This is a genomic window from Agrobacterium sp. CMT1 (genome assembly GCF_037203725.1).
GTDB classification, from domain to species: Bacteria; Pseudomonadota; Alphaproteobacteria; order Rhizobiales; family Rhizobiaceae; genus Agrobacterium; species Agrobacterium pusense.
In genome coordinates this window covers 116,187-131,930 of record NZ_JBBCAR010000003.1, presented here as the reverse complement: position 1 = coordinate 131,930, position 15,744 = coordinate 116,187, and the positions used below count along the sequence as shown (strand labels likewise).

The following is a 15,744-nucleotide window of genomic DNA, read 5'->3' as shown; positions in this document are numbered from 1 at the left end:
GGGCTTCGATAGGGGGTCGCAAAAAAGGCTTAGCTGCCCTGCTGGATGTAGGTGAACTTGCCGTCCGGACCCTTCTTCCACTCGTACATGACATAGCCAGGAAGCTTCGGGTCACCCTTCTCATCGAAGGAGATCTCGCCGAGCGCCGTCGGGAAGCTACCCTTCTTCAGCGCTTCGGCAACCTTTTCAGGCTCCACGGAACCGGCTGCCTTGGCAGCGCCGGCAATCGCCTGCAGGGCTGCATAGGAGTAGAGGGTATAGGCTTCCGGGTTGAAACCGGCGGCCTTGAACTTCTCTACCAGTTCCTTGTTTTCCGGGCGCAGTGTCGGATCAGGACCAAAGGTGTTGAGCGTGCCTTCGACGGCGTCGCCGGCGATGGAAGCCAGTTCGTTCGATACGATACCGTCGCCCGAGACGAGCTTGGCCTTCAGGCCCTGGTCAGCCGCCTGGCGGATGATGAGGCCGGCTTCGGTGTGCAGGCCGCCCCAGTAGATGATGGAAACGCCGGCTTCCTTCATCTTGGAGATCAGCGCCGAGAAGTCCTTGTCGCCGACATTCACGCCTTCGTACATGGCTTCCTTCACGCCGGCGGCATTGGCTGCCTTCTTGGTTTCATCGGCAAGGCCCTGACCGTAAGGCGTCTTGTCGTGAATGATGGCGATCTTGGCGTCCTTGAAATGATCGGCAAGATACTTGCCGGCGATGCCGCCCTGCTGGTCGTCACGGCCGCAGGTGCGGAACGTGTTCCACAGACCGCGCTCGGTGAACACGGGGTTGGTCGCGGCAGGCGTGATTTCGAGAATGCCGTTTTCGGCGTAAACTTCGGACGCCGGAATGGAAACGCCGGAGTTGAAGTGACCGACAACGAATTTCACGCCGTCAGCGACGAATTTATTGGCGACCGAAATACCCTGCTTGGGGTCGGATACGTCGTCGCCCAGCACGATCTTGATCTGCTCGCCATTAATGCCGCCGGCGGCATTGATGTCTTTCGCAGCCTGTTCGGCACCCTTCTGGATCTGAGCGCCGAAAGCAGCGTTCGGGCCGGTCAGCGGTGCGCCGACGGCGATCACGACATCGGCCCAGGCCGAACCGCCAAACGCGACCATGGCGGTCAGCGCGACAGCGGAAAGAAGAGACTTCTTCATTACTTTACTCCCAGTTCCTTTGGATGGGTTGTTTGCGAGGACCTGTTCAGTACCCACCTTAACCGAACAGGAAACGTTCCACTCTGCCGAGTATTAGTGACCCCGGAAAATACCGGCTGTCAATTTTTCTTTTTATAGGAAAATGCCGACGTGCGGTCGTAGAGCCAATAGTAATTATTGACCATCTGGCTCGTCCTGCGCATGCGGAAACCGATGCTGGAAAAAACCAGAAGAAGAACGACGTCAAACACGTAGTAGAAGCCGTTGATGAACGGCCCATCGAACAGCGCGTGATGCAAAAACCGCATCACCACGCCGAGCGCGAGCGTGTAGATCACCACCCGCGTATAACCACCCCAGCCGTCGGCAACGGATTTGCCGGTGCGCCAAGCCGTCCAGAAACCCAGAAGAACAACCAACGCGCGCAGAACATACCGCACGCCGTTATCCGTCTCGAAAAAAAGGCCCTGCATCTCTTTCCCCATCAGTGCCGGGCTGAATACCCAGGCCCTGCCTTGTCTGTCGTCCCGTCGTTTGCCGCCGGGCATTTTATTGTTTACGCCCCGACATGGATCCTTCAGGTTTTGACCAAAGGACGACGGACCGCCGTTTGCAGTCTTGCGCCGCAAAATTTCCGGCGCAAGTAAAATCTTTCAGTGCCGTCCGCCTTCGAGATAGGCGGCGCGTACCTGTGGATCGGCGAGCAGTTCCTTGCCCGAACCGCTCATCGTCACCTTGCCGTTGACCATCACATAAGCGCGGTCGGAAAGCTTGAGCGCGGCGAAGGCGTTCTGCTCCACGAGGAAGACGGTCAGACCCTCTTCCTGATTGAGTTTCTTGATCGCCTCGAAAATGCCCTTGACGATCAGCGGAGCGAGACCCAGCGAAGGCTCGTCCAGCAGCAGGAGCTTCGGACGCGCCATCAGCGCGCGGCCGATGGAGAGCATCTGCTGCTCGCCGCCGGAAAGCGTGCCGCCGCGCTGGCTCTGACGCTCCTTCAGGCGCGGAAACATCACGAAGATCTTCTCGACGTCTTCCTTGAAATATTTCAGGTTGTCGAGATTGGCGCCCATCTGCAGGTTTTCCAGCACTGTCATGCGCGGGAAAATCCGGCGGCCTTCGGGCGATTGGGCGATGCGCTTGCGGGCGATCAGATGGGTCGGCAGCTGGGTAATGTCCTCGCCATCGAAGATCACCTGGCCGGCGCGCGCCTGCGGGCTGCCGCAGATGGTCATCATCAGCGTCGACTTGCCAGCGCCATTGGCGCCGATCAGGCTGACGATTTCGCCCCTCTTCACTTCGACATCGACACCGGCCAGAGCCCGGATATTGCCATAATAGGTTTCGACACCCTGGACTTTCAGAAGCGGTTCACCGGACATCAGGCCGCTCCTCCGTCGAGTTCTTCCGCAATCACGTCTTCCACTTCATCATCCTCGACACCCAGATAGGCGGCGATGACCTTCGGGTCGTTCTTCACATGGTCCGGCGTGCCGTCGGAAATCTTCTGACCGTATTCCAGAACCACCACGTGGTCGGAAATCTGCATCACCACGGACATGTCGTGCTCGATGAGGAGCAGCGACGTACCCTCGTCGCGGATGCCGCGCAGCAGCGTGTTGAGCGCCAGGGATTCCTTCGGATTGAGACCGGCGGCGGGCTCATCGAGGCAAAGCAGTTCCGGCCCCGTGCACATGGCGCGGGCGATTTCCAGGCGGCGCTGCGCGCCATAGGGCAGATCGCCCGCCGGATCGTCGGCACGATCGATCAGATCGGCCTTTTCCAGCCAGTATTTGGCTTTTTCGATAGAAGCATCCACCGCCCGCCGGTATGCGGGCAGGCCGAGAAGGCCGAGGATCGTGTAACCCGAGGCCTTCATCAGCGCATTGTGCTGCGCCACCAGCAGGTTTTCCAGAACGGTCAGGCCCGAAAACAGGCGGATGTTCTGGAAGGTGCGCGCCACCTTTGCCTTCTTGGTGATTTCGAAATCCGGCAGGCGCTCGAGTAGATGCGTCTCGCCATCCTGCTGGCGCATGGTGATCATGCCCATGGTGGGCTTGTAGAAGCCGGTGATGCAGTTGAAGACCGTGGTCTTGCCCGCACCGTTCGGGCCGATCAACGCGGTGATCTCGCCGCGCTTCGCCTCGAAGGAGAAGTCGTTGATGGCCATAAGGCCGCCAAAGCGCATCGAGAGATGTTCGACCTTGAGGATCGTGTCGCCAGTGGTATTGGGTGTCATTGTTGTTGTTCCGGAAGCCATCAACCGTGACCTTCCTTGGTAAAGCTGCCGGAGACGGCCTTGCGTTCTTTAAGGAAAGCCGTGGGTTCACGCGAGCCGACGAAACCGCGCGGCTTGAACAGCATGACGATGACCATGGCAAGCCCGAACAGCAGCATACGATAGAGTTCCGGCGTGAAATCCGGCCCGAAGACATGCTTCAGGAACTCCATTTCGCGCAGAAGCTCGGTGCCGCCGACCATGACGAGCGCCGCAATGGCAATGCCGGTCAGCGAGCCCATGCCGCCGAGAACGACGATGGCGAGAATGACGGCGGATTCGAGGAACACGAAGCTTTCCGGCGAAACGAACCCCTGACGGGCGGCGAAGAAGGAACCGGCAAAACCGCCGAACATTGCGCCCGTGGCAAAAGCGGTGAGCTTGGTGATGACCGTATCGATGCCGAGCGAACGGCAGGCGATCTCGTCCTCACGCAGCGCTTCCCACGCCCGGCCGATGGGCATGCGGCGCAGGCGGATGGTGACATAGGCCGTCAGCATGCACAGCAGCAGGATCACGTAGAACAGGAAGATTTTGTAATAGGCCGAGGACATCGACAGGCCGAACGCCTTGGCGAAATTGTTCGGCGCGCCGACATCGAACGACCAGATGCCGAAGATCGACGCCTTGGCGATGCCGGAAATACCGAACGTGCCCTTGGTCACATCCGTCCAGTTGAGCAGCACGAGACGGATGATTTCACCGAAGGCGAGCGTGACGATTGCCAGATAGTCGCCGCGCAGGCGCAGCACCGGAAAGCCGAGGATGATGCCCCAGAAGCCTGCCAGAATGCCGGCAACGGGCAGCAGCACCCAAAACGACAGGCCGAACTGGCTGGAGAGCAGCGCATAAGAATAGGCGCCCACCGCATAAAAGGCGACGTAACCGAGATCGAGCAGGCCGGCAAGGCCGACGACGATGTTCAGACCCCAGGCCAGCATCACATAGATCAGGATCTGGATGCCGAAATTGTCGACGAATTTCAGCGAGCCCTGGAAACCGAAGAGCTGCACCGCGATAACGGGATAAAGCAGCAGCAGAACCAGCGCCAGCTTCAGAAAGTGCTTGTGGAAAAAGCCCTTTTCCTCGGAAATCTCCAGAACGCCGCTCTTGGCCTTGGCCAGCTTGCGGCGATCCAGCGACGGCTTGATAAAGCCGACCATAAGGAAGCGGCCGATGGCGGCAACGGCGACGAAGATCGCCAGAAGGCCCCAGCGCGTGCCCCAGATCAGCTGGTTGTTGATGTCCTGATAGGTGACGATGCCGACATAAAGAATGAACATGCCGAACGAGATGACGCCCGCAATCAGGCCCTCCTTCACGGCTGTCGCCATCAGGCTGGGGCCGGAAGAGGTGTTTTCGGAAGCGATATTGGCCATGGGATCACACCTTCTCGACTTCCGGGCGACCAAGGATGCCGGTCGGCTTGAAGATCAGCACGAAAGCCAGGATGCCGAAAGCCGCGACATCCTTGTAGGCGATGGAGAAATAGGCCGACCACAGCGATTCGATCAGGCCGATCAGGAGGCCGCCGAGAACAGCGCCCGGCAGCGAGCCGATGCCGCCCAGAACGGCTGCGGTAAATGCCTTGACGCCGGGAATGAAGCCGTCGCTGAAAGAGGCAACACCATAATACATCAGATACATGGTGCCGGCGACCGCGGCGAGTGCTGCACCCATGATGAAGGTGATGGAGATGGTCTTGTCGACATCAACGCCGAGCAGCGCCGCCATCTTGCGATCCTGTTCGGTGGCGCGCTGCGCCCGGCCGAGCGGGGTCTTGTTGACGATATACCAGAAGGCGAAGAGCAGCACCGAGGTGACGACCATGATGATCAGCTGCTTCAGCGACACGGTGATGGCGCCGAAATGATAGCTTTCGGTCACCAGCGACGGGATCGGCTTGTTGCGTGGACCCTGCGTGACCTGGATGAAATTGGACAGCGCGATCGACATGCCGATGGCAGTGATCAGCGGCGCAAGACGGAAGGAGCCTCTGAGCGGGCGGTAGGCGACGCGTTCGATCACCCAGTTCCACAGGCCAGTCATCAGCATGGCGACGACCATCATCAGAAGCAGAAGAAGCGCCACCGGAATGCCGGCGACAAAGGATGTCACGATCAGGAAAACGATCAGCGCGGCGAAGCCGCCGAGCATGAAAATATCGCCGTGGGCGAAGTTGATCATGCCGATGATGCCGTAAACCATCGTATAGCCGATAGCGATGAGGCCGTAGATCGATCCAAGAGTCAGCCCGTTTATGAGCTGCTGGATAAAATACTCCATGTCTTTCCCCCGGGCACGACCTCAAATGGGCCACGCCTCGTTATGTTAATTATAGGGGCGCCCTTGCAGGCAGACCCCCACCCTCAAAATGCATATCGTGTTCGTTAAAAATGTGAAGTCAAAAACGGGCGATCCTGCACAAAATTTGGAATTTCCACACCAGCTGCCGCTTTCCCGATCAAAAGAGCCATGATTTTGGCAGGAAGTGCTGAAAAAATGACGGTCGAATGCTTATTTTAGCATTGTCCAACGCCATTATTTGACGGGCAGCGGGCAAAGGAGTAGCGAAGATCGGAACGGCGATATCCCGCAGGCGGGATTCAATTGGCAAAGAGATGATCGACATATTGACGAAAGCGGCGCTGGACGCCGGGCAGGCCATCATGGCGGTCCACCGTGCCGGCCCGCATGTGTCGTACAAGGATGACTGTTCGCCGGTGACGGAAGCCGATCAGCGTGCCGAAGCGATCATTCTTGCGGCCCTGGCGGCCCATTTTTCCGATATACCGGTGGTTGCCGAAGAGGCCGTGTCGAGTGGCATCCTGCCGGAAACCGGAGCGGAATTCTTTCTCGTCGATCCGCTGGATGGAACCAAGGAGTTCATTTCCGGCAAGGATGATTTCACCGTCAACATCGCGCTCATCCGCAACGGCGCTCCGGTGGCCGGTGTGGTTTACGCCCCCTGTCGCGGACAGGCGTGGACCGGCGAGGGCGACGCCGCCGAAAAACTCGCCATATCGGCCGAAGGCGTCATCCTGTCGCGCCACCCCATCCGGGCCCGCCAGCGCGGCGCTTCCCCCGTGGCGCTGATCAGCCGCTCGCACTGCACCGCACGAACGGAAGCCTTCGTGGCCGAACATGGACTGAAGGACTGTATTTCTGTCGGCTCGTCGCTGAAATTCTGCATGCTGGCTGAGGGTGCCGCCGATATCTACCCGCGCTTCAGCCGCACCATGATGTGGGACACGGCGGCGGGCGACGCCGTGCTGCGCGCCGCCGGCGGCCGGACGCTGGACTGCTCGGGCCTTCCGCTAACCTATGCGGTGAAGGGCGATGGCGAGGATGCGCTGGCCAATCCGGATTTCATTGCCGAAGGGGCGATGGCGGTGGAACACGCGGGGTAACGGGCGCTCGGCGTTTGCTGCGGCTCTTGCGACGGGCGGCATTGGTGAGCTTCGGTGTGTGCGGCTTTACCCCCCTCTGCCCTGCCGGGCATCTCCCCCTCAAGGGGGGAGATCGACTCGCGGATAGGTCTCCCCCATCTCAACGTTTGCGAATGAAGTGGCGGTAGCGCTTCCTGCTGATCTCCCCCCTTGAGGGGGAGATGCCCGGCAGGGCAGAGAGGGGTAAAGCCACACACACCAAGGCGCCCCCCAAAAAATAATCCACCCCCGCTCATCCCCGCCCCACGCCACCACCTCACAATGCCCCCGCAACGAAACACCGCAGCGCGGAAGGCACATCATGACCGAACAGACGGCGAGACTTCAGCTTCCCTATATCCTCCCCTCGCAGGCGCAGAAACACGTCACCCACAACGAGGCGCTGCAACGGCTCGACGCGATCGTGCAGCTGGTCGTCAAGGCTGTGGTTGCCGCACCGCCCGAAAACGCCGCCGAGGGAGATTGTTTCCTCCTCTCCGCCGACGCTACCGGCGATTGGGCCGGCAAGGGCGGCAGGTTCGCCTTCCGGCAGGATGGCGCGTGGCTCTCGATCACACCGCAGCCCGGCTGGACGGCATGGTTTGCGGCCGAAAGCAGATATCGCGTCCTGCGCGACGGCGGCTGGCGTGACCTGCCACTGCCGGCCACCGGTCGGCTGGAAAGCATGGGAATCGGCACGGAGGCCGACGCCGTCAACCGGCTTGCGCTCGCCTCCCCCGCCAGCCTTTTCACCCACGCGCAGGATGACGGCAGCCACCGCATGACGATCAACAAGGCGGGCGGGGCCGATACAGCCTCATTGCTGTTCCAGTCCGGCTGGAGCGGCCGCGCGGAAATGGGCCTGGCCGGAAATGACGGGTTTTCGATCAAGGCCAGCACGGACGGGGCCTCATGGCACACCGCCATAGTCTGCAGCGGCGATGGTCGCGTCTCGATGCCCAACCGCCCGCTCGCCGTCGCTGGCCTGCCGGCGGGCACGACGAAGCCGGCCGATGGCTCTGCCGCCGGTTTTTCCGTGCTCTCCCACGCTAAGGGCGGCTTTGCCTTCGGTGATGCGGTGAGTGGTGGTGGGCGCGACCTGGTGGTGCCAGCGAAGGGCCTCTATCTGGCCATATTGACGCTTGCCGTGGTCTCGTCTTCCGGCCACCGGGTGACGCTGTTGATCAACGGCACGGCGGCCGATTTCAGCATCGCGGGCAATGTGTCAGACTCAGGCGCGTCGCAGTCGGCAACCGCCTTCCTTCGCCTCGATGCCGGCGACCGCCTGCGGCTGCACCATGAGGGAACGGTGGAATTGACCCAGGGCAACGGCAAAACGTGCCTTTCGCTTGCGTGGATCTGATCTGGACAACCGATGAGAGAGAAAAATTGCGATTTTTGGAAAAATTTTTCCCCGACAAAATAAGGCGACTCGAACAAATCAGGCGAAACCGTTCAAATTCTTAATAAATTGTCACGAGCTGCTTAGGCAATTTTTAAAGGTACGGGGCTAAAGTTCCCGTCATATGGTCTTGAGTTTGTATAGAGTGTCCAATGACCGAAATGATACGCCCACGAGTTAAATATGTCATCGGCCCCGATGGCAGCCCTCTGACGATTGCGGATCTTCCGCCTGCCAATACCCGGCGCTGGGTCATTCGCAGAAAGGCAGAGGTTGTTGCCGCCGTGCGCGGTGGACTGTTGAGCCTCGAAGAGGCCTGCGAGCGTTATACGCTCACCGTTGAAGAATTCCTGTCCTGGCAGTCCTCGATTGCCGATCATGGCCTTGCCGGCCTGCGCACCACGCGCATTCAGCAATACCGCCACTGAGAAAGTGCGCCGGCGCGCCAAAGGCGCCCAACGCCGGATTTTCAAAACGCCCCGTCAGTTTATCGACGGGGCTTTCGGTTTGATTTCGGATTTTTCATGCAGAACCATGCCTGCTGACGGTGAGAGATTGTCACCGGTTTGTGTCCGCTGCGTTCGCTATCCCGCTGTTTCAATTCGGGCGCAAGCCGCTACAGTGGAGATACGAACAGCAATGGGAAGGCAGAGATAATGGATATCAAGACAACCGAAACCGGATCGCGCGGCGAATATCTCGCAACCGTCGACGGCCATACGGCGGAAATGACCTATTCCCGCACCTCCCCTTCCCTCATCATCATCGATCATACCGGCGTGACCGATGCGCTTCGCGGCAAAGGCGTCGGCCAGGCACTTGCCGCCCACGCCATCGATGAAGCCCGCAAGGGCGGCTGGAAGATCATTCCGCTCTGCCCCTTCTTCAAGGCCCAGACCCTGCGCCATCCAGACTGGGCCGATGTTATCCAGGGCTAAGGGCGCTTTATCATCTGTCTGAGGGCAGAAGTCGCAAGCGTCGCGGCATATTTCTTCTCCCCGCCGGGGAGAAGAAAAAAGCGGCTTACGCTTAATCGCTCACAGCCGTTCCAAATATCGCGTCATTTCATAAATGCGTGTCACGCCACCTTCAACGGTGGGGTCCCGGCATGCATGCTCCGGCGGACCTCTTCCCGGAATTCGAGCGTATCCTTTGCGCCGTGCACGGCCACGGCATGCTGCACGGCCGCCTCCATCAGCTCCTCCTGGGAATCGGCCGAAATGGCAACGGTGCATCTGCTGTCACTGGGAAATTCACGGCAATCGATATATTGGCGGGCCATTTTTTCCTCCCTGCAATGGCCGCCCGCACCCGCACGGGTGCGTGCGCGTAAAAGCCTCCGGCTCACAGTCGGAACCCCTGTAAAATACGCCTTTCCGCATGTCCGGACAATCGAAATCGGGGCGGCCGCCCCATCGTGGCGCGATGGCGAAGCAGCAAGACAAAAGGCCGCCCTGATGGAGCGGCCTTTCGAAAAAAAGCATGTCGTCCCGTCATTGAAAGCCGCCTCCTGATCCACCGGCAGCCGTCAATGAGGACGAGGTTCGTCAGTTCTGCGCCACCTGTCAGGCGCGGGCGCGGATGGCTCCGTCGCGGTTTTCCAGTGCGGCGGCCTTTTCATATTCGGCCTGCACCTCTTCCAGCGATGCCTCGGCGGCCTCCTGCTGGGCCTTCAGTTCCCGGATGGAAACCTGAAGATTATCCGCCCGCTGGCGCGCGGCCTTGGCGAAGGTCGGATAGGCGAAATGCGTCGGATCGGTAATGCCCGACTTGCTCTCTTCCAGAGAGATCTGATGCACCAGTTCCTTTGCCATCCGCTCGAATTCGGACATCATCTGCTGCAGCTGGTTAAGCTGCCTGCGTTTTTCATTGACCTGAAATTCCTTCAGGCGAACCAGGCTGTCACGCGACTTCATACGCAATACTCCATGGATAGCGAGACCCGGATCAAAAAGGGCACTATGCCCCCTCGACCGGCCCGTTTAACCCGCCCTTTCAACCGGCCGGGTTAACCCGTTGTGCCGGAATGATTCCCGAAAGTTACCCGGCGTTAATAAAAAACCGCCGCCGTTAACCTTTCGTTTACGGGCATCGTTAATGATAAACACGATCATTTAAGGGTCGGTAAATGCCAGGTCCAAAAAAATGGGCCAGACGATGTAAGAGTCGATTGAATCACTTAGCGGGAAATCCTCACGTTAAGCTTCAATTTTGGCGATGTTGGATTCACGTGCAAAAACAGCGAAATGCCTAGTTTGCTTAATAAATTCGATACACCTTGCCAAAGGCAATTAGAATTTGTTAACCATTTGGTGGCAGCCTGCAAATCAGGCAACGTCTGGATCCGCATCGCGCGAGGCAATGTTTTACCGGTTCGCGGGCGGCAAAGGGGATAATTATGCGGGTTCTACTGATTGAAGACGACAGCGCGACAGCGCAGAGCATTGAACTGATGCTGAAGTCGGAAAGCTTTAACGTTTACACGACCGACCTCGGTGAGGAAGGCGTGGACCTTGGCAAGCTTTACGACTACGACATTATTCTTCTCGACCTTAACCTCCCCGACATGTCGGGTTACGAGGTGCTGAGAACGCTTCGGCTTTCCAAGGTCAAGACGCCGATCCTCATCCTGTCCGGCATGGCCGGCATTGAGGACAAGGTTCGCGGCCTCGGTTTTGGCGCAGACGATTACATGACGAAGCCGTTCCACAAGGACGAGCTTGTTGCCCGCATTCACGCAATCGTCCGCCGTTCCAAGGGCCATGCGCAGTCGGTCATCTCCACCGGCGAGCTGATCGTCAATCTCGATGCCAAGACGGTTGAAGTGGGCGGCCAGCGCGTTCACCTGACCGGCAAGGAATATCAGATGCTTGAGCTGCTTTCGCTGCGCAAGGGCACGACGCTGACCAAGGAAATGTTCCTGAACCACCTTTATGGCGGCATGGACGAGCCGGAACTGAAGATCATCGACGTCTTCATCTGCAAGCTGCGCAAGAAGCTGGCAAACGCCGCCGGCGGCGCGAACTACATCGAAACCGTCTGGGGCCGCGGTTATGTTCTGCGCGAGCCGGATGGCTCGACTGAATATCTCGAAACCGCCTGATTCCTGCTGGAACAGGGCTGTTTTGAAAGACCCGCTGGAAACGGCGGGTTTTTTGTTGACTGCGGGTCGCGGCAGGTCGGCAACGGCGTCCCGCTCAGGCGGAGGCGCCAGAGGACAAAAAATGACGGACGCAATCCCCACCCTCGTGACAAATCGCCTTAACCTTCGCCCACCGCGACTGGACGATTTCCCGGCCTATCGTGATTTCATGGCGTCACCGCGCTCCACCGGCGTCGCCGGACCGCATGATCTTGCCGCCGCATGGGCCATGTTCTGTCAGGACAGGGCATTGTGGTCGTTCTTCGGTCACGGCGCGCTGATGATCGATCTCGCCGAGAGCGGCGAATGCATCGGTCAGGTCGGCATCAATCACGGCCCCCTCTATCCCGAGAAGGAACTGGGCTGGCTGCTTTACGACGGTCATGAAGGCAGGGGTTATGCTGCGGAAGCCGCAACGGCGCTGCGGGACTGGGCCTTCGATACGCTGAAGCTTCCAACCCTCGTCAGCTATGTCGGCGCAGGCAACCGCCAATCCGCCGCTGTTGCGGAGCGAATCGGCGGAGTGCTGGACCCTGTCGCGCTGCGCCCGCTGCCATCAGATCTGGTCTATCGCCATGATGTGCGAAGGGATCGGCATGCAAGGACGTGATCGATAGAGCCGCATTTATGCGGCCCGTCTTTATTTTAAAGCGTCACGCAGAAAGGTCGTGACTGCACCACGGATCTCCTGATGCAGTGCCGCCCTGTCTCTTCCGCCACCGCTGCGGCATATGAATGCTTCATCGGGCGATTCTTCCAGCAGGCGTTTTTCGCCATCTTCCTTGCATATCTGCATGAAACTCAAATGGGTGGCGTCCGATATCACATGATAGGTGGTCGTCGCCTTTGGCAGAAGAGCGGCGACACGGTCTGAATCGGCTTTGATCGCCGCAATCTCCGGCGTTTCCACGCCAGCGGCCATCACCAGAACCGGAACGTCCACCTGTCGCAACGTCTCAGGCAGAAAGCCCGCAGCCGGGCCCAGATCAAGCGAAACGACAGCGCGAATTCGGTTATCATACCTACTCATTGAGAGGCGCGGATCGGCCTTTCCACCACCAATAATTCCCACCTTGCTTAAGAGCCGGTTGGCTTTGCATTGCGGCGGCAGCGGCGTCACATCGCAACCTTCAAGAGCCAGATCGGCACTATATCTTGCGCCTGCGAGTTCCATCGCGGTCCAGCCGCCGAGCGAATGGCCGATGACTGCGATGCGCCGACTGTCGATGCGCCCGGCAAGCGCCTCATCTTTGAGGAGCGCTGTCAGGACCGTACTGATGGCGCGTGGCCTTTCCCAAAGTGCCACCACCTCGTTTCCCTTCTGCGCCTCGAAATCTTCGCCAGCATGATCGGGTGCGGCGACGACATAACCATCATGCACCAGTTCACCCGCAAGCCAGTTGAGGTTGCGCCAGCTGCCGCCGTAACCATGAGACAGCAGCACAAGCGGGTGAGAACCCGGGGCACGGGAGGCGTCCCGGAGAACATCAAGCCCGAAAAATATGGCGTTCTCGCCGACAGTCTCCGCTTTCCCTGAAGACGTGGTTGGATACCACATTGAAACTGCGAGAGTTTTTCCGCCTTGATCAGCCGGCAACTCAATCTGTTTGAAACCTATGGCCTCTTTGGCGGTCACGCTTGCGGTCAGCGCGAAAAGGAGCATTGCAGCTAGTGCCAGTATGCGCATATTTGTCTCTCCGTTGGTCTGGACGGAGAAAAGATTGGTTTATCTAATTGCTGGAGAGACCTTGAACGCGCTCGTCGTCGTGCTCGATCGTGATCGAGGCCGTCGCGGCAACGGCCAGGTTCACGTGGCGGATCAGATCGCTGCAAGCTGCTGGAGATGGCCTGTCATGCCGACACCCTCCCCGCCCGAATTCACCGTATCGAAGTAGTCGTGCCAGCCGCTCTCGGCGGTTGCCTCCACTACTATGAGTCAAAGCCCTTTGTCCGTGCTTTGGACATCGTGGAGTTAGGGTGTCCTGATCCGCTCGAAAAGCCGCACCGGGCTTTCCCGGAACATCGTCTCTCTGATGGGAGAGAAGCCGAAGCGGGTGGCGATTGCGAGGGAGGGTACGTTGAGCGGATCGATCATGCACACGATCCGGTTCGATATGCCCTGCGTGTCGAACCAGCCAAGCGCGGCCTGCACGGCTTCGCTCGCCACGCCCTTGCCCGTCAGATCCCTGTCGATCTTCCACATGGCCTCCGGTGCGGTGTCGAAATCCGCGCCATGTCCGCGGCGCATATGGGCGAGACCCACCTCGCCGACGATTCGTCCCGTGGACAGTTCCTCGACCACGAAGGGCCCGAAACCGAAGACGGACCAGTGGCCGATGAAACGCAAAAGCCGCGCGAAAGCGAGTTCGGGGTCGAGCGGCGCTATTGAGTTCACCCCCGGAATGGGTTGAACGGCCGCGCTCCAGAAAGCGCAATAACGCGCTTCGTCCTCGATGGCATGCGGCCGAAGACAAAGACGCGCGGTTTCGACACGAATCATGAGACCTCCCCTGGAAACGAAAAAGGGCCGGGCGCTGGCAAAACCGGCCCGACCCCTGATGGCATCACTGTCGCATTGAAACGATCACGCCGCGATCGTCTTTGCCGTGAAGACGATACGATCGTCATGCACCTTGTATTCCACCGTCATATTGGCCTCCTCGGCCAGAAGCAGCGTGTAATAGGGCTGAACGGAATGGGCGTCGACCGCCTCTTCCAGCCTGCCCTCGTAGATTTCCACGAACTTGCCCGGCACGCGCATCATCCGGCCCTTGACGGTGATTTCGAACTTGGCGTCGCCATCGGGGTTTTCAAGCAGCACATCCACATTGCCACCGCGCGGTATCGCGCCATAGGCCACGAGGAAGAGGTTGAGCAGAAGCTTGACGCGGTTCTTGGCAACGATGGCGCGCGGGCCGTTCCAGCTGACTTCCGCCTTCTTTTCGGCCTCCGCAAAATCCTTGGCGGCCTTTTCGGCCTCGCCGGTATCGATCGACGCGCCGGCGGAACCGGAAGCACCGAAAGCAAGGCGGGCGAACTTCAGCCGCACGGATGCGTTAAGGGCTGACGTGCGGATGAGATCGAGCGCATCGTCATCCGTGCCGCCCTCGTCCAGCAGTTCGAGGCCGTTATTGATGGCGCCGACAGGAGAAATCACATCATGGCACACACGGCTGCACAGAAGGGCCGCCAGATCGGGACCGGACAGCGTGATATTGAGTTTGCTGGTCATAAAATTCTCTCCTGCGCAAGGGAGGCGCGGACGGTGTGGAAATTGTTAAGCCATAATGACACCATATTTGGTAAACCGATTGTTAATAGGATGGTTTCAAAATGCCAAATGCCTTAACAGGCCACACTGGAGCCCCGTGTATCCGTCAGGATGCGCGAAACATGCTGTAGAACTTTGACTCTGCGCGTCGGCCCTTTCGAAAAACCGATTCGGATTTTCGAACCGATGCGCTAACGAAACAGACGGACGGACATGACGATGCGCCTTAAGAAAACCCGCACCATTGCACGCCTCGGACTGGGAAAGATCGTCGCGCTCCTCGCGAGCCTGCTGATATGGGTCGCACCGGCCGCGGCCCAGAACAGCGATCAATATTCTTTCCAGGAAGTCGTGGATGCAGGCCACGGATTCTTCGGCGAAACCACCGGCGGCCTTGCCAAGGTGGTGGAGCGCGCCTTCCAGCAATACGGTCTTCCGAACGGTTACATTCTCGGCCAGGAGGGCTCCGGCGCCTTCGTTGCCGGCCTCACCTATGGCGAGGGCACGCTTTACACCAAGAATGCCGGCCAGCACCCCGTCTTCTGGCAGGGACCGTCGCTCGGCCTCGATTACGGCGGCCAGGGCACCCGCGCCATGATGCTGGTCTACAATCTGCCCTCGGTTGATTCGCTCTATCGCCGTTACGGCGGCGTCAGCGGCTCCGCTTTCATCGTCGCCGGCGTCGGCATGACCTATCTGAAAAGCAGCGAAGTCACGCTCGCCCCCATCCGCACCGGCATTGGCGCACGCCTCGGCATCAATGTCGGTTACCTGAAGCTCACCCAGCAGCCGACCTGGAACCCATTCTGATTCGCTGAGGCCTAACCGGAGCTAACGGTGGTCTATAGGACGAGACGGTGCGGCGGATTTCTTCTCCCCGCCGGGGAGAAGGTGGCCCGAAGGGTCGGATGAGCGGGCAACCTTGCCGTATCTCATAACCCTCGCCCCCTCATACCGCTGCCGCGGACTTCTCCCCCTCGGGGAGAAGAAACAAGCGGCAAGGTCCCGCCCAAGAATTGCCAAAGGGAAACCCCTCCCCACGGTTGCAATAATAGCGTAACGTGTTTTCGCGCCC

Annotated in this window: 19 protein-coding genes; 7 read left to right on the top strand and 12 right to left on the bottom strand. The window is 59.4% G+C overall.

Annotation, left to right across the window (positions count from 1 at the left end):
- Positions 1–29: 29 nt before the first annotated feature.
- From WA845_RS05655 to WA845_RS05630, 6 genes are all read right to left on the bottom strand, one after another.
- Complete coding sequence (locus WA845_RS05655) at positions 30–1,148, bottom strand: branched-chain amino acid ABC transporter substrate-binding protein (RefSeq protein ID WP_004443345.1); 1,119 nt, start codon at positions 1,146–1,148, stop codon at positions 30–32.
- Positions 1,149–1,267: 119 nt separating this feature from the next.
- Positions 1,268–1,621: a DUF6867 family protein gene (locus WA845_RS05650; protein ID WP_004443347.1), complete on the bottom strand. Its 354-nt coding sequence runs from the start codon at positions 1,619–1,621 to the stop codon at positions 1,268–1,270.
- Between the two features lie 180 nt (positions 1,622–1,801).
- Entirely contained in the window at positions 1,802–2,530 is a 729-nt protein-coding gene (locus tag WA845_RS05645) for an ABC transporter ATP-binding protein (protein ID WP_004443349.1), read from the bottom strand.
- Positions 2,530–3,408, bottom strand: coding sequence for an ABC transporter ATP-binding protein (locus WA845_RS05640; RefSeq protein ID WP_034498713.1), 879 nt, complete (start codon positions 3,406–3,408; stop codon positions 2,530–2,532). Before WA845_RS05640 ends, WA845_RS05645 begins: the two co-directional genes overlap by 1 nt.
- On the bottom strand, positions 3,408–4,760 hold the full coding sequence (gene livM, locus WA845_RS05635; RefSeq protein ID WP_373887383.1) for a high-affinity branched-chain amino acid ABC transporter permease LivM: 1,353 nt from the start codon (positions 4,758–4,760) through the stop codon (positions 3,408–3,410). Before livM ends, WA845_RS05640 begins: the two co-directional genes overlap by 1 nt.
- 49 nt (positions 4,761–4,809) lie before the next feature.
- Complete coding sequence (locus tag WA845_RS05630) at positions 4,810–5,712, bottom strand: branched-chain amino acid ABC transporter permease (RefSeq protein WP_004443357.1); 903 nt, start codon at positions 5,710–5,712, stop codon at positions 4,810–4,812.
- Positions 5,713–6,047: 335 nt separating this feature from the next.
- On the opposite strand from WA845_RS05630, the gene cysQ reads away from it, so the two are divergent.
- The 4 genes from cysQ (at position 6,048) to WA845_RS05610 (ending at position 9,194) form a co-directional block, all read left to right on the top strand.
- Positions 6,048–6,836, top strand: a complete 789-nt coding sequence (gene cysQ / locus WA845_RS05625) for a 3'(2'),5'-bisphosphate nucleotidase CysQ (protein ID WP_337322226.1) — start codon at positions 6,048–6,050, stop codon at positions 6,834–6,836.
- 340 nt (positions 6,837–7,176) lie between these two features.
- Entirely contained in the window at positions 7,177–8,217 is a 1,041-nt protein-coding gene (locus WA845_RS05620; RefSeq protein ID WP_112557081.1) for a DUF2793 domain-containing protein, read from the top strand.
- A 191-nt stretch (positions 8,218–8,408) separates the two neighbouring features.
- Positions 8,409–8,684: a CtrA inhibitor SciP gene (gene sciP, locus WA845_RS05615; RefSeq protein WP_003491799.1), complete on the top strand. Its 276-nt coding sequence runs from the start codon at positions 8,409–8,411 to the stop codon at positions 8,682–8,684.
- Positions 8,685–8,912: 228 nt separating this feature from the next.
- Positions 8,913–9,194 carry a GNAT family N-acetyltransferase gene (locus tag WA845_RS05610; RefSeq protein ID WP_337322225.1) on the top strand — a complete coding sequence of 94 codons (282 nt, stop codon included), beginning with the start codon at positions 8,913–8,915 and terminating at the stop codon, positions 9,192–9,194.
- 140 nt (positions 9,195–9,334) lie between these two features.
- Here WA845_RS05610 and WA845_RS05605 read toward each other — a convergent pair whose 3' ends face one another.
- Positions 9,335–9,538, bottom strand: a complete 204-nt coding sequence (locus WA845_RS05605; RefSeq protein WP_004443364.1) for a DUF1059 domain-containing protein — start codon at positions 9,536–9,538, stop codon at positions 9,335–9,337.
- Between the two features lie 283 nt (positions 9,539–9,821).
- Complete coding sequence (locus tag WA845_RS05600; RefSeq protein WP_003491821.1) at positions 9,822–10,172, bottom strand: flagellar export protein FliJ; 351 nt, start codon at positions 10,170–10,172, stop codon at positions 9,822–9,824.
- Between the two features lie 482 nt (positions 10,173–10,654).
- On the opposite strand from WA845_RS05600, the gene ctrA reads away from it, so the two are divergent.
- Both ctrA and WA845_RS05590 read left to right on the top strand, forming a co-directional pair.
- Positions 10,655–11,359, top strand: coding sequence for a response regulator transcription factor CtrA (ctrA, locus tag WA845_RS05595; protein WP_004443365.1), 705 nt, complete (start codon positions 10,655–10,657; stop codon positions 11,357–11,359).
- Between the two features lie 121 nt (positions 11,360–11,480).
- The gene (locus tag WA845_RS05590; RefSeq protein WP_035211687.1) at positions 11,481–12,008 is read left to right on the top strand and encodes a GNAT family N-acetyltransferase; all 528 of its coding nucleotides are present in this window, start codon (positions 11,481–11,483) and stop codon (positions 12,006–12,008) included.
- A gap of 30 nt (positions 12,009–12,038) precedes the next feature.
- Here the strand turns inward: WA845_RS05590 and WA845_RS05585 are convergent, their stop codons facing one another.
- The 4 genes from WA845_RS05585 to chpT all read right to left on the bottom strand — a co-directional run bounded on the left by WA845_RS05585 (position 12,039) and on the right by chpT (position 14,630).
- Positions 12,039–13,085 (bottom strand): alpha/beta hydrolase family protein, encoded by a 1,047-nt coding sequence (locus WA845_RS05585; RefSeq protein WP_035211690.1) that lies wholly within the window; start codon positions 13,083–13,085, stop codon positions 12,039–12,041.
- Positions 13,086–13,217: 132 nt separating this feature from the next.
- Positions 13,218–13,325: a DUF6616 family protein gene (locus tag WA845_RS05580; RefSeq protein ID WP_312619911.1), complete on the bottom strand. Its 108-nt coding sequence runs from the start codon at positions 13,323–13,325 to the stop codon at positions 13,218–13,220.
- A 45-nt stretch (positions 13,326–13,370) separates the two neighbouring features.
- On the bottom strand, positions 13,371–13,898 hold the full coding sequence (locus WA845_RS05575) for a GNAT family N-acetyltransferase (protein ID WP_035211693.1): 528 nt from the start codon (positions 13,896–13,898) through the stop codon (positions 13,371–13,373).
- 84 nt (positions 13,899–13,982) lie between these two features.
- The gene (gene chpT, locus WA845_RS05570; RefSeq protein WP_004443377.1) at positions 13,983–14,630 is read right to left on the bottom strand and encodes a histidine phosphotransferase ChpT; all 648 of its coding nucleotides are present in this window, start codon (positions 14,628–14,630) and stop codon (positions 13,983–13,985) included.
- 252 nt (positions 14,631–14,882) lie between these two features.
- On the opposite strand from chpT, the gene WA845_RS05565 reads away from it, so the two are divergent.
- On the top strand, positions 14,883–15,479 hold the full coding sequence (locus WA845_RS05565) for a DUF1134 domain-containing protein (protein ID WP_004443378.1): 597 nt from the start codon (positions 14,883–14,885) through the stop codon (positions 15,477–15,479).
- Positions 15,480–15,744 lie beyond the last annotated feature (265 nt).